Raw genomic sequence first — 16,534 nt, forward strand, 5'->3', positions numbered from 1 at the left:
GCTCTCAGTTCAGCCCAGCGCAGCCAGTGCGTTGTTGAGCGTGACAACGTTGACGGCCGGTTCACCGAGGAAGCCCAGCGTGCGACCCTTCGTGTTCTCCTTGACCAGCTGCTTGATCTGGTCCACCGACAGTCCCCGCTCACGGGCGACCCGGTTGACCTGCAGAGCGGCGTACGCCGGGCTGATCGCAGGGTCGAGGCCGCTGCCGCTCGCGGTGACCGCGTCCGGCGGCACCTGCGACGGATCGACACCCTCCAGCTTGGCGACGTCCTGCCGGCGCTGCTCGATCAGTTTGACCAGGTCCGGGTTGTTCGGCCCGTACTGCGAGGCCGCGCTACCCATCCCGTCGTAGTCGACCGCGGACGGCCGGGTCTGGAACCACTTCGGGTCCGCGACCATGATCGCGTTGCCATCGGCATCCTTCTTCCCGGAATCCATCGTGTAGGCCTGGCCGATCAGGTCCGAGGCGACGTCCTTGCCGTCGACCTTGACGATCGACCCGTTCGCGTTGCTGTGGAAGACCGCCTGGGCGACGCCGGTCATCACCAGCGGGTAGACGATCCCGAGGATCGCCGTGAACACGAGCAGCGCCCGCAGCGCCACCCCGAACTGCCGGACCGAGCCCGGCAAGTTGCTTGCCATGAACAACTACCCTTTCAGCGAAGACCGGGGATCAACGAGATCACCAGGTCCAGGAGTTTGATTCCGGCGAACGGGCTGATCAGACCGCCGACGCCGTAGATCAGCAGGTTCCGGCGCAGCATCGCCGATGCCGAGGACGGCTTGTAGCGGACCCCGCGCAGCGCCAGCGGCACCAGAGCAACGATCACCAGCGCGTTGAACACGATGGCGGACACGATCGCCGACTCCGGCGAGTGCAGCCCCATGATGTTCAGCTTGTCCAGCCCCGGGTACGCCGAGGCGAACAGGGCCGGCAGGATCGCGAAGTACTTGGCCACGTCGTTCGCGATCGAGAACGTGGTCAGCGATCCGCGGGTGATCAGCAACTGCTTGCCGATCTCGACGATCTCGATCAGCTTGGTCGGGTTCGAGTCGAGGTCGACCATGTTGCCGGCCTCCTTGGCGGCCGACGTACCGGAGTTCATCGCCACACCGACATCGGCCTGGGCCAGCGCCGGTGCGTCGTTGGTGCCGTCACCGGTCATCGCGACCAGGCGACCGCCCTCCTGCTCCTTCTTGATCAGCGCCATCTTGTCCTCGGGCGTCGCCTCGGCCAGGAAGTCGTCGACCCCGGCCTCCTCGGCGATCGCCTTCGCGGTCAGCTGGTTGTCACCGGTGATCATCACGGTCCGGATGCCCATCGCGCGCATCTGGTCGAACCGCTCCCGCATGCCTTCCTTGACCACGTCCTTGAGGTGGATCACGCCGAGCGGACGAGCTGTGCCGTTGATGCTCTCGGCAACGACCAGCGGCGTGCCGCCGGAGGCCGAGATGCCGTCGACGATCTCGCCGAGCTGCGGGTCCGTGACTCCGCCGTGCTGGTGGATCCACGTGTTGACCGCACCGGCCGCGCCCTTGCGGACCTGCCGGTCGTCGACGTCAACGCCGCTCATCCGGGTCTGCGCGGTGAACTCCACGAAAGTTGCGTGCGGCAACTCTCCGGTGTGGCGCTCACGCAGTCCGTACCCGGTCTTCGCCAGTACGACGATCGACCGGCCCTCCGGCGTCTCGTCGGCCAGGCTGGACAACTGCGCCGCATCCGCCAGCTCGGTGTCGGTGACACCCTTGACCGGGATGAACTCGGCGGCCTGCCGGTTGCCCAGCGTGATGGTGCCGGTCTTGTCCAGCAGCAGCGTGTTCACGTCGCCCGCGGCCTCGACGGCCCGGCCGGACATCGCCAGTACGTTGCGCTGCACCAGCCGGTCCATGCCGGCGATGCCGATCGCGGACAGCAGCGCGCCGATCGTGGTCGGGATCAGGCAGACCAGCAGGGCCACCAGGATCACGAGGTTCAGCTCGGTGTGCGCGTAGTTCGCGAACGTCGGCAGCGTCACGGTCGCGATCATGAACACGATCGTGAGGCTGGCCAGCAGGATGTTCAGCGCGATCTCGTTCGGCGTCTTCTGCCGCGACGCGCCCTCGACCAGCGCGATCATCCGGTCGATGAAGCTGTCACCGGGTTTGGTGGTGATCTTCACGACGATCCGGTCCGACAGCACCTTCGTACCGCCGGTCACCGCGCTCCGGTCGCCACCGGACTCGCGGATGACCGGGGCCGACTCGCCGGTGATCGCCGACTCGTCGACGCTCGCCACACCCTCGACGACGTCACCGTCGCCGGGGATGATCTGCCCGGCCTCGACGACCACGAGGTCGCCGAGCGTGAGCTGGGTCGCGGGGATCTCCTCCTCGCGATCACCGATCAGGCGCCGCGCTGTCGTCTCGGTCTTCGCCCGGCGCAGCGTCTCGGCCTGGGCCTTGCCCCGGCCTTCCGCGACGGCCTCGGCCAGGTTGGCGAAGATCACGGTCAGCCAGAGCCAGACCACGATCCACCAGACGAACACGCTGGAGTCGGTGACGGCGAAAATCGTCGACGCGACCGCGCCTACCTCGACCACGAACATGACCGGGTTCTTCACCATCACCCGCGGGTCGAGCTTGCGCACCGCGTCGGGCAGGGCGGTGAGCAGCATCTTCGGGTCGAACAGACCCGAGGATGCCCTCTTCGGGGCAGTTGCCACCGGCTGGGGTGCGGGCGGCCTTACGAGCGTGGTCACAGTCCCTCCGCGAGGGGTCCGAGAGTCAGTGCAGGGAAGTAGGTCAGGCCGGTCACGATCAGGACGGTGCCGACGAGCAGCGTCACGAAGAGGGCCTTGTGGGTCGGTAGCGTGCCCTGGGTCACCGGTACCGGCTGCTGCTGGGCGAGCGAACCGGCCAGCGCGAGCGCGAACACGATCGGGACGAACCGGCCGAGCAACATCACCAGCCCGAGGGCGGTGTTGTAGAACGGGATGTTCCCGCTGAGGCCGCCGAACGCGCTGCCGTTGTTGTTGCCGGCGCTGGTGAACGCGTACAGCACTTCGGAGAACCCGTGCGGGCTGTCGGTGTTGAAGATCGACGCCCGTGCCACCGCGAGTCCCATCGCCAGCGAGGCGCCGATCAGTACGACGGTCGGCGTCGCCAGGATGTACAGCGAGACCAGCTTCATCTCGCGCGCGGTGATCTTCTTCTTCAGGTACTCCGGGGTGCGTCCGACCATCAGGCCCGCGACGAACACCGCCAGCACGGCGAGGATCAGCATGCCGTAGAGGCCCGTTCCGGTGCCGCCCGGTGAGACCTCGCCGAGCATCATGTGGAACAGCGCCGTACCGCCGCCGAGTGGGGTGAAGGAGTCGTGCGCCGAGTTCACCGCGCCGGTCGACGTACCTGTCGTCGAGGTCGCGAACAGCGCCGAGGCCCATTCGCCGAAGCGGGTCTCCTTGCCCTCCATCGCGGCGCCCGCGGCGTGGGTCGCCGTACCGGCTCCCTGGTTCTCGAACAACGTCGCGGCGAAGGTGAAGGCCGCCCAGAGCGTGCCCATCACGCCGAGGATCGCGTAGCCCTGCCGCTTGTCCTTGACCATCAGGCCGAAGGTGCGGGTGAGGCAGACCGGGATGACCAGCAGGAGGAAGATCTCGAACAGGTTCGACAGGCCGTTCGGGTTCTCGAACGGGTGCGCCGAGTTGGCGTTGTAGTAACCGCCGCCGTTGGTGCCGAGCTCCTTGATGACCTCCTGGCTGGCCACCGGGCCGCCGGGGATGGTCTGGCTCTGCCCGATCACCGAGGTGACCTCATGCCCGCCGGAGAAGTTCTGTACGACGCCCATCGCGACCAGCACGAGGGTGCCGACGACCGCGATCGGCAACAGGATCCGCAGCGTGGTCCGGGTCAGGTCGACCCAGAAGTTGCCGATCCGGTCGGTCTTGGCCCGGGCGAACCCACGGATCAGCGCGACCGCGACGGCGATGCCGACAGCGGCGGACAGGAAGTTCTGCACCGCGAGGCCGGCGAACTGGACCAGGTGGCCCATCGTCACCTCGGGCGAGTAGTTCTGCCAGTTGGTGTTCGAGACGAACGACGCGGCGGTGTTGAACGCCAGCCCGGACGGCACGTTCGGCAGCCCCAGCGAGAGCGGCAGCCAGTGCTGCAGTCGCTGCAACAGATAGAGCAGTACGACGCTCACCGCGGAGAACGCGATCAGCGACCGGGCGTAGACGCCCCAGGTCTGATCAGCCTTCGGGTCGACGCCGAACAGTTTGTAGGTCACGCGCTCGACGCCCAGGTCCTTGCCGGACGTGAAGACCCGAGCCATGTACCCGCCCAGCGGCCGGTAGACGGCGGCCAGGCACAGGAGGAGGAAGCCGACCTGCAACAGGCCGGCCGCGGTGTCTGACATCAGAACCTCTCGGGGAAGATCAGGGCGGCGACCAGATAGAGGATCAAGGCCGCGGCGACCACCAGGCCCGCGATGTTCTCGGCGCTCACAGCTTCTCCACTCCGCGCAGCGCGAGCCAGACGGCTGCGAACACGACGACGGTGACTGCGAGATAGACGACGTCACCCATGACGGCACGACCTCGCGGTGTAAGTACTCATGGATTCACTGCACACCGCTAGCGGCCCGGTCAGGAGGGTTCTCGCAGGCCTCTCACACCCGCTGACAGAGCTCTCACAGGCTTCTCACATACTTACGGCTGGCATCCCCACCGACAGACAAGGGAAGATCCCGCACGTGACTGAACTGGACACCCCCGCCCCCGCAGAGCAGTTCTTCTCCGCGGACACCCGGACCGCGCTGGCCGAGGCGAGCCGGAAGCTCGCCGAGCGCCTGCAGGCCCACACCGACGCGCTGCTCGCGATGACCGGCGACGAGGACACCTCCGAGCTTTTCGAGCACAATGCCGCACTCGAGGGCGTCGTCGAAGACTGGAACGAGGCCGTCTTCGAGCACACCGGTACGACGCCCTTACTGCTGGACGAGTCCGACGACGATGAGGACGAGGAAGACGTCGAGCCGGACCAGGTGATCAGTGTGGTGTCGCGTTTCGACCTGCGTGTGGTCGACCTGGACGCACTGCTCGAGGCCGGCCGCGCCGCGCAGGAACGGCACCCGGCCGAGCTGGACGAGTCCGGCGAGCGGGAGCCGGTCGACTCCGCCGAGCAGGCGATCTACGAGATCAGCCGTGAGGTCGGCGAGGCCTGGTTCGAGCTGCCCGGGATCGAGATGGTCGCCGGAGCGCGGGCGTACGTCGTACCGGAGCCGCCGTTCGAGCCGCTGGACGCCGACGCCGAGGACGTCGTCACCGAACTCATCGCCCCGAACGGCGTAGCCACCCACGCCGAGACCTGGGCCTAGACGAGAAGCTCGCCCTCGAGGACCGTGATCGCCTGGCCCTTCAGGTAGACGCGGTCGCCGGATGAGCTGACCTGCACGACCCCGCCTCGGGCGGACGCCTGGTATCCGACCAGCTCGTTCCGCCCGAGGCGTTCACCCCAGTACGGCGCCAGACTGGTGTGCGCGCTCCCGGTGACCGGGTCCTCCGGGATCCCGCTGCCCGGCGCGAAGAACCGCGAGACGAAGTCGTACTCCGAACTCTGCGCCGAACTCTGCGCCGAACTCTGGGCCGTCACGATCACGCCGCGCAGCTTCTCGCGCTGGATGATCCCGGCCATCACGTCGTAGTCCGGGACCACCGCGCGGACCGTCGCCTCGTCACGGACGACGACGAGCAGATCACGGAGCTCGCCCGCGACGTACACCTCGAGCGGCTCGACCGCCAGCGACGCCGCCAGCCCATCGGGGACCGGCACCTCGAACGGCCGGTTGACCGGGAAGTCCAGCCTGATTCCGTCGTCCTCGACCGTCGCGACGAGGATGCCGCTCAGGCTCGCGAAGGCGACCTTCCCGGACACCTTGCCGTCCGCAGCCAGCGCATGGGTGGTCGCCAGCGTCGCGTGCCCGCAGAGCTTTTCTTCCTTCGTCGGCGTGAACCAGCGCAGATCCCAGTCCGCGTCGATCCGCTCCGACGGCCGGGCGAACGCGGTCTCGGCGTGGTTCAGCTCGGCCGCTACCGACTGCATCCAGGCCTCGTCGGGCCATGCCCCGGCCTCGAAGAGACACACTCCGGCCGGATTACCGCTGAACGGACGATCGGCGAACGCATCGACAACCCTGATCCTCATGGCTCGACGCTAAACAGGACGTCAGCGGGTTTCCATAGCCATTCGGCACCGGGTGGACCGGTCAGGCCATCGCGCCCGAGTACTGCGCCATGTCTACCGCGCGCCGATTGAACCGCCTAGCCCACCCGGTCGTATCGATGGTGTTCCGCATCCCTACCGACAGGAAAGTGACATGTCACTCCGCTCGAAGGGCCGGCCACTCGCGGTAGCCACCGCACTGGTCAGCGGCCTCGCACTTGTCACCCCCGTGACCGCCAGCGCTCACGGGTCGCACCACGCGCTCGCCGTACAACAGGTCAACCTGGTCTCGGACCAGGCGGGCAAAGCCGTCCTGACCGACCCGGACCTGGTGAACCCGTGGGGGATGTCGCTCGGCGCGACCACCCCGCTCTGGGTGTCCAACCAGGGCACGTCGTCGTCCACGCTGTACTCCGCCGCGCCCGGCTCGGACGTGGTGACGAAGTCGCCGGCCGTCCGGGTAACGGTGCCGCTGCCGACCGGGCAGGTGTCGAACCCCGGCACCGGGTTCCTGGTCAGCAACGCCACCGCCTCCGCGCCCGCGCGGTTCATCTTCGCCACGCTGACCGGGCAGATCGCGGCCTGGAACCCCACGATCAACCCCCTGATGGGTCCGGCCGACATCAAGGCGACCACCAAGGGCGCGGCGTACACCGGGCTTGCGATCTCACCGACGTCCGACCGGCTTTTCGCGGCGAACTTCGCGCAGGGCAGGATCGACGTGTTCGACAGCGCGTTCATGCCGATGAAGCTGTCGAAGTGGGCGTTCCGTGACTTCTCGCTGCCGCGCGGGTTCGCGCCGTTCAACGTGCAGACGCTGAACGACCGGATCTTCGTGACATATGCCAAGCCCGACCCCAAGACCGGCCGCAGCCAGGCCGGACGCGGACTCGGGTACGTCGACGAGTACACCGTCGACGGCAGGTTCGTCACCCGGGTGGCCTCCCGCGGCATGCTGAACGCGCCGTGGGGCCTGACCCTAGCCCCCGCGACCTGGGGTGAGCCCACCGGCACGCTCCTGGTCGGCAACTTCGGCGACGGCCGGATCAACGTCCTGCACCCGAAGTCCCACGGCAGGTTCGAGTTCGCCGGACAGGTCCGCAACACCCATGGCAGGCCCCTGGCGATCGACGGCCTCTGGGCCCTGCTGCCGGGCACTGCCACCACCGGCGGCACCGACACCCTCTGGTTCTCCGCCGGACCGGCCAACGAAACCCATGGTCTCCTCGGCCAACTCCGGATGCCGTAGCTATCAGAGAGACTTCTCGAACCAGTGATGTGCGTAGGGCTCGGTATTGAAGGCCGGTACCTCCTCGAAGCCTGAGGAGCGGTAGAGGGCGATCGCTTCCTTCAGGTTGTGGTTGGTCTCGAGGCGTACGGCGGTGGCACCACGGGCGGCCGCCGTACGCTCGAGCTCTGCCAGCAGTCGGCGGCCCAGGCCGAGTCCGCGCGCATCCGGTGAGACCCACATCCGTTTGATCTCGGCCGGTTCGGACCCGTGCAGCTTGAGTGCACCACAACCGACCGGCTCCGATCGCAACGTTGCTACGAGCAACAACCCGGCGGGGAGGGTCAGCTCGGCGTGGTCCGCCGAGATGCTCCGCGCCGGGTCGAACCCGGACTCGAACCTCCGCCCGAGCTCCTCGAAGTACGCGTTCAGGCAGTACTGCGCCACCGGCAGCCGCGGATCGACGATCTCGACCCGGACCATCGACGCGGTGAGCAACCGGGTCACCTCGTCCATCGCCGCGGTCAATCGCGCCCGCTGCCGTTCGTCGAGCGGCTCGAGGATCGAAGCCGCCAACTCGTCCGACCGCGCATCGAGCACGCGCCGCTCCGCCAACCCCTTCTTCGTCAGCCTGGCGATCCGCACCCGCGCATCCGCGGCGCTCGGCTCGACCTGCACCAGGCCGGCGCCCGTCAACGACCGCAGCAACCGGCTCAGGTACCCGGAGTCGAGGTCGAGCCGAGCGCGCAACGTCCGCACGTCGCACCCGTCCGCGCCGATCTCCCACAGCACCCGGTCCTCCCCCAGCGGACGACCGCGCGCCAGATAGTCCTCCTGCAACGCCCCGACCCGCTGCGTCACCATCCGATTGAACCGGCGCACTCCAACAACATCCATTCTCTGACTTTAGTCAGAGAATCGCCCGTTGGCCTACTCCGAACAGCAAAGAACTCGACTGGACCATCTCCGGGTACCTGTCCGCGAGGCGCGCGCACTCGAGCGCCGTACGCAGCGGATCCGGCTCCTGGAGGCTGTCCGGGAGCGGACGGTCGCCGTAGTGCGCGTCGATCATCACGGTCAGCCAGCCACCCGGCCCGGTCAGGCCGTGGATCATCACGCCGCGCAGGCCGGCGTGCGTGAGCTCGGCCCGCAGCTGGGCGACGGTGTGGTACGTCGTGTGTGCCATCCGCTCGTTGCGAGGGCTGTACCCGTCGCGAAGGATGTCCGTCACCACGCTCTGCCGTTCGATCAACGTGTTGGCCAGGGTGGAGCCGATCAGGTTGGCGGCCCGGTTGATCGCAACGACCGCGACGAACCCACCGAGCTTCGTCACCCGGATCGCCTCCCGCAGCGCGAGCTGCCGTTCGTCCGCCTCCCGCAGGTGATACATCGGACCGGCCACGAACGCCGCGTCGAACTCCTCGTCCTCCCACGGCAGCCGCCGTGCATCCCCTTGTACTGCGCTGATTCCGGCGTCGGTCGCTTGTCGGACGTGACGCTCGACCGGGTCGAGCAGCTCGACGTCGTACCCCCGGTGTTTCAACCAGCCGGCGTGGACTCCGGGTCCGCCGCCGATGTCCGCGACCGCTGCGGGAGGCGCTGGAAGGTACCTGTTCAGCAGGTCCTGTACCCGGGCGAGTTCCAGCCGTCCTTTGACGGTCGAGCCCAGCCGGCTGGCTTCGTCGTACCGCTCGGTGTAGTGCTCCTCGAGCTCCAAGTGCATCGTCATGACACCCGAGTCTGAGCACAAAACCCGCTCCCAGGCAGGCCAGATCCCGGGGCAGATCGATCTGCCCCGGGATGCCCCGCTGTTCCCTCTGCTCTGTTGTCAGTCGATCGGGCGGAGTTCGTCGGCGTAGGAGACGGAGACGCGGCGGAGTACGCCTTCCTTCACCGAGTACTGGCCCATGCGCCACAGGGGTGGGCTGTAGGCGTGGACGGTGACGCTGCCCTTGTCGAGGCCGGTGAGGCGGTGGATGTGGTCGGGGCCGAAGCCGTAGACGTCGCCGGCCTCGACCTCGGTCTCGATCGACTCGACGCCGATCGCGAGATTGTGCTCGACGAGCTTGCCGCGGGCGACCGCGACCGCGCCGGAGGAGACGTCGTGGTCGTGCCAGCCGGTGTCGTTCACCGGGGTCCAGCAGATCAGCCAGACGTCGACGTTCGCGTCGCGGTGCAGGGAGGCGAAGACGCGCTCCTCGTCGGAGTACGCGACCTGGTCCTCCCACAGGTGCGGCTGCGCGGCGATCGACGCGGCCAGCTCCGACAGCTCGGCAGGAGTCAGGTCCCGGCCCGGAAGGTCGTCCAGCGACAGACAGTTGTTGAGCTCCACGAGCCGGCTGGCCTGGCGAGCTGGGACGTTGGGTACGTCGATCGGCTGGGCAGTCACTGCACTCCCCTCTCAGGAGTAGTCGCACCGGCGCCGAAGAGCAGCCGGTGGGGATTGTCGTGGCGGATCACCGCGGTTGCGGCGTCGCCCTGGCGGAGGTCGGTGGTTCCGGCGTACGGCCGGTCGGTGCCGTGCACGACCTGGTCGATGCCGAGGATCCGCGCGACCGCGTCGATCCCCTGCGGGCCGTAGCTCGAGGTGTCGACGTACAGATTGGGGTCGATCGTGCCGAGTCGCCCGCCGCGGGCGGCCAGCCGCTCATGGTGCACCGGCGCGAGACCGGCGGCGGCGGCGAAGCACAGCCGCAAGCGCGGGTACGTCCGTCGTCCGTCGAACGCATGCCACGCCCACCAGGCCGCTTGCAGCTGGGTCGTGTAGTCGACGACCGGCGCCCACCAGCACGGCGCTTCGTTCGATCGGGCGGAGCCGGGGTGGACGAGGATCGGCTTGTTCAACCGCTCCAGCGTCTGTAGCAAGTCACCCAGCGCTTCCCAGGACGACGGCGAGCTGAGCACGTGCGCGGGCAGCTGCAACCCGAGAAATCCCTTGTCCAGAAGGGATTCCAGCTGATCGACATCAGGTTCGAGCAGGTCGACGGACGCCCACGCCTTGAACGGCTCCGGGAAGGCTGCCGCACCCTCATGCCACGCATCGAGCAGTCCGGCGTCCCCGAGCTCCTCGATACCCAACGGACTCGAGAGCGAGACCACGGCGAGCGTCGTCCCGGCGTCCTGCTCCAGCGCCACCCGCTTGCCGAGCTCGTGCGCCGCGGGATCCACGTCGTACGGCGCTTCGGTCGCGGTGTGCAGCGTCCAGCCGTCGAGGTACGGCGGCTCGCGGCGCGCCCGGAGCCGGTCGACGAACGCTTCCGGCCACAGGTGCTGGTGGACGTCGATCATCGGCTCCCCCTCTCCGGAGTTTGATCAGATTGAAGCGCTTCAGGATGTCTAGAGTGAAGCGCTTCAAAGGCGTGGTTGTCAAGTTTCTGTCCACGGCTGCGGCTAGGGTCGTGGGCATGTCCGGAACCGGCCGGAGGCCAACCCTCAAGGACATCGCCGCCGAGACCGGGCTCTCGATGGCCGCTGTGTCGTATGCACTGCGCGGTCTGCACGGCACACCCGAGACCCGGCAGCGGGTCCAGGACGCGGCCGATCGCCTCGGATACCAGGCCGATCCGGTCGCTCGCGCGCTCGCCTCGGGCCGGAGCGGCTCGATCGGCGTCCTGTGTGCGTCCCTCGAGGATCTCTGGCAGCAGCGCGTCGCGGCCGCGCTCGGTCGCGAGCTCCTCGCCCCCGACCGGAATGCCTGGATCATCGACTCGGCCGGCGACGCGGACCGGCAGCTCGAGCTCGCCCAGCACCTCGTCGACCACCGCGCCGACGCGATCGTGGTGATCCCGATCGACCCGGCCGCCAAGGCTTGGGCCGAGATCGCGAAGCAGGCGCCGGTGATCGCGATCGGCGATGCCCTGCCCGGCGCGAAGGCGAAGTCCGAGGTGATCTTCGACAACGAGACCGGCGTGAGTACTGCGCTGCGCCGGCTCGCCGATGCCGGTCATCGCAGCGTCGCCGTGCTCAGCCCGACCAGACGCTTCGAGGTTGAGCGCCCGGCCGAGGAGCTCGCCCAACGGGTGGCGGCCGACCTCGGCCTGAAGCTCCGCCTGCTGCAGTGCCCGCACGACCTGGCCGGCGCGACCGACGTCGCCCGGACGCTGCTGACCAGCACGCCCCGCCCGACCGGCATCCTCGCGCTCGCCGACTCGATGGCCTTCGGCGTGTACGCCGCGAGCCGCGAGCTCGGCCTGCGCATCCCGGACGAGCTGTCCCTGCTCGGGTACGACGATCAGCCGATGTCCCAGCTGCTCACGCCACCGCTGTCGACGTTCCACTGGCCCCTCGACGAGCTGGTCACGCACGTGGTCAGCCGCGTCACGTCCGCCGTCGACACCAACCGCCGCGTCCGCCGCACCACCCTCACGCCGACCCTGATAGAACGCGGCTCGGTCGCCGCCCCGCCCTCCACCTAGGCGAGCCGGCCACCGATACCCGACAGGATCCACGCGCTCGAAACTAGACTAATTCACTACACTTACTGCGCGTTGTCCACCATGTGATCAGCCGGCCCTACGGTTTGATGCCGTTCAGTCCGACGGCTCCGCCGACCACGCGATCCCGCAACCCGGCCGGCAGTTTCGGCAGGATCGCGCCGAGCGTCCGGGCCTCGGCGACGGCGTACCGACGGCGCGGACGACGCGCCTCGACCGCCCGGACGATGACCTCCGCGACCTTCTCGACCGACCCGGGCTTGAACCGCCCCATCGCCTTCTCGTACGCCGCCAGATGCGCCGCGTACAAACCCACCCGATCGCGGTCGGCGTGCTGCATCGCGGCGTCCGCGGCCGCGCCGGCCCGCGCGAAGATGTCCGTCTCGGTGGTTCCCGGCTCGACCACCACCACCGGGATCTTCCACGCGGCCAGCTCCAACCGCAGTGCGTTCGACAGCGCCTCCAACCCGGCCTTGCTTGCCGACAACGCACCCAGCAACGGCATCGCAACCCTCCCGGTCGCCGCGCTCACGTTGACGATCCGCCCAGCAACCCGACCCCCGGCATCCCCCGCAGCGGAGCCGGCACGCAGCAGCGGCAGGAACTCACGGATCACCGAGGCGGGGCCGAGCGTGTTCACCTCCAGTTGCCGTCGCCACTCGTCGGCCGGGACCAGCTCGAGCGGACCCTGGACGATCACACCGGCGTTGTTGATCACCGCCCACAGCCCGTCGACCTCCCCCGCGACCCGCTTGGCCGCCGCGGCCACACTCTCCGGATCCGCAACGTCCAACGGCACCACCCGCACCCCCGGCTCGAACGCAGCCGGACCACGCGCCCCGGCGTACACGGTGAAACTCCGGCTCTGCAGCAGCCGGACCGTCGCCGTACCGATGCCGCCGGTTGATCCGGTGACGAGAACCGCCCGTGCCTCAGTCATATGAACTCCCCTCGCAGATGTTCTCTAGGACATGTCCCTAGGGACATATCCGAGAATGCACATGTCCCAACGGACATGTCAAGATGGCGGGACAGCACAGGAGGTGGACATGTCATTGCGGCACGGGTTGCTCGGGCTGCTCGCCGAAGGGCCGGCCAGCGGGTACGACCTGGCCAGACGGTTCACCGAGGTACTTGGCTCGATCTGGCCGGCGCAGCACCCGAAGATCTACGCCGAGCTGAACAAGCTCGCCGCCGAGGGCCTGGTCGAGGTCGAGAGCGAGGGGCCGCGGCGGCGGAAGGCGTACCGGATCACGGATGCCGGCGTCGCGGAGGTGAAGCGCTGGCTGACCGACGTCGACGTCGACCACACCATGCGGCTGCAGCCACTGCTGCGCTCACTGTTCTTCTGGATGATGGACACCGACGAACTCCAGCGTCACCTCGAGGCCGAGGCGACCTACTATCGCGAGCTCGCCGACCAGTACCGCGATTACGCCGCCCGCAAGGATCGCGGCGAATTCGGGTACAGCGAGCAGACCCAGTCGATGCGCGTCACGATCGAGGCAGGCATCCGCTTGTACTCCGCCCTCGCCGACTGGGCCGAATGGGCGCAGACCGTCCCGCCCGCCAAGCCCCCGAAACATGCGTGAAGGCCGGCCGGGCAAGGAGCCCGGCCGGCCTTCCGTTCAGCAGTACTGCGTTACTTCTTGGGTTACTTCTTGGGTTACTTCTTGCCGAAGACCTGGATCTCGGTCATGTCGGTGAACTGGCAACCGCCGAAGGCGCCGTCCGGGCAGTTCGTCTTGAAGTCCGGAACCTGCGGGCTGGTCATGACGAACCGGACGTACTGGATGCCGGTCGCGTTGCCGGTCGGGGCAACCAGGTTGTACTTGCCCCGGTTCGTGGCGTCGAACGTGCCCGACGCCGCGACTGCCCACGTGGTGCCGTCGACCGAGGTCTCCACCCGGTAGCCACCGGTCGAAGCGCTGCCCGGGTCACCACAGGTGTTGGACGGGTCGATGTTGAACCCGCTGACGTTGACCTTGGCCGGCAGCTTGATGTCGATGTGCTTCTCGATCATCGTGTTGGTCGGCGTGCCGTTGTCGTCGCCGGTCGTGCTGCCCCAGCCGGTGCCCTGCGCGTTGTCGATCGCGAACGCCGGGCCGCACTGCGGCGTGAAGTCCGGACCGTTGAAGTCGGTCACCGTGCCGCCGCCGGAGGATGCGGCCCAGTTACGGCGCGGCGCGAAGTTCGCCTTGGCGCCCGGCTTGACCGTGGCCGGCTGAACCAGCAACTCGTACCCCGGTGCGGACATCACGAGCTTCGGGTACGTGCCCGGTGCGACGCCGGTGATTGCGTAGTTGCCGTTGGCATCGGTCGTGCCGGCGTAGTCACCGGCGTACCCGGAGGAGTGGCCGCCGACGTAGACCAGCGCGCCGGCCACCGGAGCACCGGTGTCCTTGTCGGTCACCTTGCCGGTCAGGGTCGTGGTCGCACCCGTCGGCGGCTTGTGGAAGTCCTCGGCCGGGAACGCGTCGCCGCCGTCGACGACACCGGCGTACCAGCCCATGCCGCGGTTGGCGAAGACGGTCCAGATCGTGTCGGCGTTCTTGCCGCCGCTGGCGACCAGGTCGGCCTGGACGATCGCGTTGCGCATGTCGAGCATCGTCGGGTCGGCCGGCGACAGCTCCATCGCGCGGGTGATGATGCTCATCGCGTAGCTACGGCCGAAGCGCTCACGCAGGTCCCACAGCGTCTGTGCCCAGACCTCACCGGAGGCGTGCACCTCGGGCGAGCCGCCGATGGTCGGGAAGTCGGCGTAGGTGTAACCGCCCTTCGAACCGTCGGGCTGGATGCAGTTCGGGCTGACCGCCTTCACGCGGCAGTCGATCGCCTGCGTACGGAACAGCTCGCCGTGCGAGACGTACCGGCCCTCGAGGACCTCACCCGGAGCGGTGGTGTCCTTCTCCAGGCCGTGCGAGACCAGGTAGTCCATCGCGTAGAAGTCGCTCCACGCCTCGCCCATCGAGCCGGCCTGGATGCTGTTCAGCGTGGAGTTCCCGGTGGCGTCGACGACCAGGCGGTTCGACAGACCGTGGGTGTACTCGTGGTACAGGATGCTGGCGTCGTTCGCGCCGCTCGACGGAACATAGCCTTCCTGCTGGTCGGTCGTGCCCGGGAAGTGCCACAGGTACATCTGCATGGTCGGCGACTGGCCGTCCGGCGGGGTCGACATGTTCGCGTTGTCGATGTGGTTCGCGTCCGGGCCGCCGTTCGCGGCAGTGGCCGCGCCGTCCAGCGCGTTCAGCATCACCGGGTCGCCGCCCGCGGCGTCGAACGAGCCGGCCGCCGGGGTGAAGCTGATCGGCGGCTTCGCCAGCCAGTCGTGGAAGTTGCTGGCCAGGTAGAACGCGTTGGTGACGTCCTGGTTCATGTTGGTCTTCCAGGAGTCCGGCTTCGCCGGGTCCCAGGTGCAGATGAACGCGGCCGAGCAGAACGACGAGGCGTTCTGGAAGGTCGTCAGCTTGTACTCCGAGCCGGTCTTGGTGCCGGGCACCTTGACCGTCTCACCGGGGTTCGGCTGGTTGTCGTCGTTGACGTCGGCGAAGGCCGAGACCGACGTACCGTCGAGGAGGGTCTTCGCGTTCTTCGGCAGCCACTTGTTGTAGATCAGGTTCTCGGTGCGCTGCGTACCGCCCTTGGCGGCGCCCGGGTAGTAGTCCTGCACCAGCGCGTCGCCGTTGCCCTCGCTGACCAGGTCCTTGCGGTAGAGCGTGGCACCGGTCTGGGCGTCGACGACGTGGCTGTAGATGTTCTGGCCACCGGAGTTGGTGTAGGTCAACCAACCCTTCTGCAGCCCGTCGGCGGTGTGGAACCACACCTGCTGGGCGGTGTCGCCGTTGCTCCACTTGGTGTTCACACCGGACGTGGTCGCGGTCGCGGACTTCGGCGTACCGCCGACGTCCTTGATCGCGGCGCTGCGGGCGCCGGCCGCGGACACCTTCGGCGCGGCCTCGGCGGACCGCGTCTGCGCGGCCGTGGCGAGACCGGCGACGGGCGAGCCCATCACGGAGATCAGCTGGCCGTTCTTGGTGACGTTGGCCTTCAGGCCGTTGCCGAAGACCTCGACGCCGTCGACTACCTGGGTCCAGAAGATGTGGTGGGTACCGAGGTCGTCGACGTAGTCCTTGCGCAGCTTCAGCGTGCCGAGGTCCGCGTCGGAGAGCTTGAAGATCTCCGGGTGGGCCTTCACGTACCCGAGGGCGACGTCGGTGGCCTTCTTGGCGCTCTTGCCGGTCAGGAAGCCGTTCAGCTTGGTGACCTGGGCCGGGGTGCCGGTGTTCGGGTCGACCTCGACGACGCCCTGGGTGCCGAGCGAGTCGCGGAACTTCTTCGACGCGGCGGTCTCCTTGCCCTGCACCTTGGCGGTGCGGGCGTAGGTGGTCTTGGCGTTCGGCGTCCGGGCGTCGTAGTTGCCCTTACGCTCCTTGCCCGACGCCTGCTTGTCGGCCTGGGCCGGCTTCTTGGCGTCGGCGCCGCCGGGCTTCTGCGCGGCGTCCGCGCCACCGGCGGTCATGGCCAGCACAACGGCGGCCGCGGAGACGGCTGAGACTGCCAGGAGCCCCCGCCCTCTGCGTGATGATGTCACAGCAAATCTCCATGGAGTTCGAATTAGCGGGTCGCCCTCCACGACCCGTCCCGGGGGCTGACCTTAGGCCTGCGGGAGCTT

15 protein-coding genes are annotated in these 16,534 nt (G+C 68.2%); 4 read left to right on the forward strand and 11 right to left on the reverse strand.

Annotated elements, in window-relative coordinates:
* Nucleotides 1-9 precede the first annotated feature (9 nt).
* Genes kdpC through kdpF form a run of 4 tightly spaced genes read right to left on the reverse strand, consistent with a single transcriptional unit; the run spans nucleotide 10 to nucleotide 4,485 of the window.
* Entirely contained in the window at nucleotides 10-642 is a 633-nt protein-coding gene (gene kdpC, locus AB0J62_RS26280; protein ID WP_363876406.1) for a K(+)-transporting ATPase subunit C, read from the reverse strand.
* A 14-nt stretch (nucleotides 643-656) separates the two neighbouring features.
* Nucleotides 657-2,702: a potassium-transporting ATPase subunit KdpB gene (gene kdpB / locus AB0J62_RS26285; RefSeq protein ID WP_363877020.1), complete on the reverse strand. Its 2,046-nt coding sequence runs from the start codon at nucleotides 2,700-2,702 to the stop codon at nucleotides 657-659.
* Nucleotides 2,703-2,734: 32 nt separating this feature from the next.
* The gene (gene kdpA, locus AB0J62_RS26290) at nucleotides 2,735-4,396 is read right to left on the reverse strand and encodes a potassium-transporting ATPase subunit KdpA (protein WP_363876409.1); all 1,662 of its coding nucleotides are present in this window, start codon (nucleotides 4,394-4,396) and stop codon (nucleotides 2,735-2,737) included.
* On the reverse strand, nucleotides 4,396-4,485 hold the full coding sequence (gene kdpF, locus AB0J62_RS26295) for a K(+)-transporting ATPase subunit F (RefSeq protein ID WP_328524526.1): 90 nt from the start codon (nucleotides 4,483-4,485) through the stop codon (nucleotides 4,396-4,398). Before kdpF ends, kdpA begins: the two co-directional genes overlap by 1 nt.
* 247 nt (nucleotides 4,486-4,732) lie before the next feature.
* On the opposite strand from kdpF, the gene AB0J62_RS26300 reads away from it, so the two are divergent.
* Nucleotides 4,733-5,356 carry a hypothetical protein gene (locus AB0J62_RS26300; RefSeq protein WP_363876413.1) on the forward strand — a complete coding sequence of 208 codons (624 nt, stop codon included), beginning with the start codon at nucleotides 4,733-4,735 and terminating at the stop codon, nucleotides 5,354-5,356.
* Here AB0J62_RS26300 and AB0J62_RS26305 read toward each other — a convergent pair.
* Nucleotides 5,353-6,183, reverse strand: a complete 831-nt coding sequence (locus AB0J62_RS26305; protein WP_363876416.1) for a PhzF family phenazine biosynthesis protein — start codon at nucleotides 6,181-6,183, stop codon at nucleotides 5,353-5,355. The two genes, AB0J62_RS26300 and AB0J62_RS26305, sit on opposite strands and share 4 nt — an antisense overlap.
* Nucleotides 6,184-6,355: 172 nt before the next feature.
* Between AB0J62_RS26305 and AB0J62_RS26310 the strand changes: the two genes are divergently transcribed.
* Nucleotides 6,356-7,450: a TIGR03118 family protein gene (locus tag AB0J62_RS26310; protein ID WP_363876419.1), complete on the forward strand. Its 1,095-nt coding sequence runs from the start codon at nucleotides 6,356-6,358 to the stop codon at nucleotides 7,448-7,450.
* 3 nt (nucleotides 7,451-7,453) lie between these two features.
* Here the strand turns inward: AB0J62_RS26310 and AB0J62_RS26315 are convergent, their stop codons facing one another.
* The 4 genes from AB0J62_RS26315 to AB0J62_RS26330 all read right to left on the reverse strand — a co-directional run bounded on the left by AB0J62_RS26315 (nucleotide 7,454) and on the right by AB0J62_RS26330 (nucleotide 10,717).
* A complete protein-coding gene (locus AB0J62_RS26315) occupies nucleotides 7,454-8,326 on the reverse strand; it encodes a MarR family winged helix-turn-helix transcriptional regulator (RefSeq protein WP_363876422.1) in 873 nt (290 codons plus the stop codon).
* 13 nt (nucleotides 8,327-8,339) lie between these two features.
* The gene (locus AB0J62_RS26320; protein WP_363876426.1) at nucleotides 8,340-9,158 is read right to left on the reverse strand and encodes a methyltransferase domain-containing protein; all 819 of its coding nucleotides are present in this window, start codon (nucleotides 9,156-9,158) and stop codon (nucleotides 8,340-8,342) included.
* A gap of 99 nt (nucleotides 9,159-9,257) precedes the next feature.
* On the reverse strand, nucleotides 9,258-9,818 hold the full coding sequence (locus tag AB0J62_RS26325) for a cysteine dioxygenase family protein (RefSeq protein WP_350865503.1): 561 nt from the start codon (nucleotides 9,816-9,818) through the stop codon (nucleotides 9,258-9,260).
* The gene (locus AB0J62_RS26330) at nucleotides 9,815-10,717 is read right to left on the reverse strand and encodes an amidohydrolase family protein (RefSeq protein ID WP_363876431.1); all 903 of its coding nucleotides are present in this window, start codon (nucleotides 10,715-10,717) and stop codon (nucleotides 9,815-9,817) included. The genes AB0J62_RS26325 and AB0J62_RS26330 overlap by 4 nt, the downstream gene beginning before the upstream one ends.
* A 116-nt stretch (nucleotides 10,718-10,833) precedes the next feature.
* Between AB0J62_RS26330 and AB0J62_RS26335 the strand changes: the two genes are divergently transcribed.
* Nucleotides 10,834-11,844, forward strand: a complete 1,011-nt coding sequence (locus tag AB0J62_RS26335; protein WP_363876434.1) for a LacI family DNA-binding transcriptional regulator — start codon at nucleotides 10,834-10,836, stop codon at nucleotides 11,842-11,844.
* A gap of 97 nt (nucleotides 11,845-11,941) precedes the next feature.
* Here AB0J62_RS26335 and AB0J62_RS26340 read toward each other — a convergent pair whose 3' ends face one another.
* On the reverse strand, nucleotides 11,942-12,802 hold the full coding sequence (locus AB0J62_RS26340; protein ID WP_363876437.1) for an SDR family NAD(P)-dependent oxidoreductase: 861 nt from the start codon (nucleotides 12,800-12,802) through the stop codon (nucleotides 11,942-11,944).
* Nucleotides 12,803-12,911: 109 nt separating this feature from the next.
* On the opposite strand from AB0J62_RS26340, the gene AB0J62_RS26345 reads away from it, so the two are divergent.
* Complete coding sequence (locus AB0J62_RS26345) at nucleotides 12,912-13,454, forward strand: PadR family transcriptional regulator (RefSeq protein WP_363876440.1); 543 nt, start codon at nucleotides 12,912-12,914, stop codon at nucleotides 13,452-13,454.
* Nucleotides 13,455-13,528: 74 nt separating this feature from the next.
* Here AB0J62_RS26345 and AB0J62_RS26350 read toward each other — a convergent pair whose 3' ends face one another.
* Nucleotides 13,529-16,381: a M36 family metallopeptidase gene (locus tag AB0J62_RS26350; protein WP_363876443.1), complete on the reverse strand. Its 2,853-nt coding sequence runs from the start codon at nucleotides 16,379-16,381 to the stop codon at nucleotides 13,529-13,531.
* Nucleotides 16,382-16,534: the final 153 nt, after the last annotated feature.

It is taken from the genome of Kribbella sp. NPDC049584 (genome assembly GCF_040675555.1).
In the GTDB taxonomy this organism is placed as follows: domain Bacteria; phylum Actinomycetota; class Actinomycetes; order Propionibacteriales; family Kribbellaceae; genus Kribbella.

Excerpts from the sequence above, each read along its gene's own strand:
- AB0J62_RS26345 (WP_363876440.1), top strand. The coding sequence starts at position 12,912 with ATGTCATTGCGGCACGGGTTGCTCGGGCTGCTCGCCGAAGGGCCGGCC.
- AB0J62_RS26340 (WP_363876437.1), bottom strand. The coding sequence starts at position 12,802 with ATGACTGAGGCACGGGCGGTTCTCGTCACCGGATCAACCGGCGGCATC.
- AB0J62_RS26315 (WP_363876422.1), bottom strand. The coding sequence starts at position 8,326 with ATGGATGTTGTTGGAGTGCGCCGGTTCAATCGGATGGTGACGCAGCGG.
- kdpA (WP_363876409.1), bottom strand. The coding sequence starts at position 4,396 with ATGTCAGACACCGCGGCCGGCCTGTTGCAGGTCGGCTTCCTCCTCCTG.
- AB0J62_RS26320 (WP_363876426.1), bottom strand. The coding sequence starts at position 9,158 with ATGACGATGCACTTGGAGCTCGAGGAGCACTACACCGAGCGGTACGAC.
- AB0J62_RS26330 (WP_363876431.1), bottom strand. The coding sequence starts at position 10,717 with ATGATCGACGTCCACCAGCACCTGTGGCCGGAAGCGTTCGTCGACCGG.
- AB0J62_RS26310 (WP_363876419.1), top strand. The coding sequence starts at position 6,356 with ATGTCACTCCGCTCGAAGGGCCGGCCACTCGCGGTAGCCACCGCACTG.
- AB0J62_RS26305 (WP_363876416.1), bottom strand. The coding sequence starts at position 6,183 with ATGAGGATCAGGGTTGTCGATGCGTTCGCCGATCGTCCGTTCAGCGGT.
- AB0J62_RS26335 (WP_363876434.1), top strand. The coding sequence starts at position 10,834 with ATGTCCGGAACCGGCCGGAGGCCAACCCTCAAGGACATCGCCGCCGAG.
- AB0J62_RS26350 (WP_363876443.1), bottom strand. The coding sequence starts at position 16,381 with ATGACCGCCGGTGGCGCGGACGCCGCGCAGAAGCCCGGCGGCGCCGAC.
- kdpC (WP_363876406.1), bottom strand. The coding sequence starts at position 642 with ATGGCAAGCAACTTGCCGGGCTCGGTCCGGCAGTTCGGGGTGGCGCTG.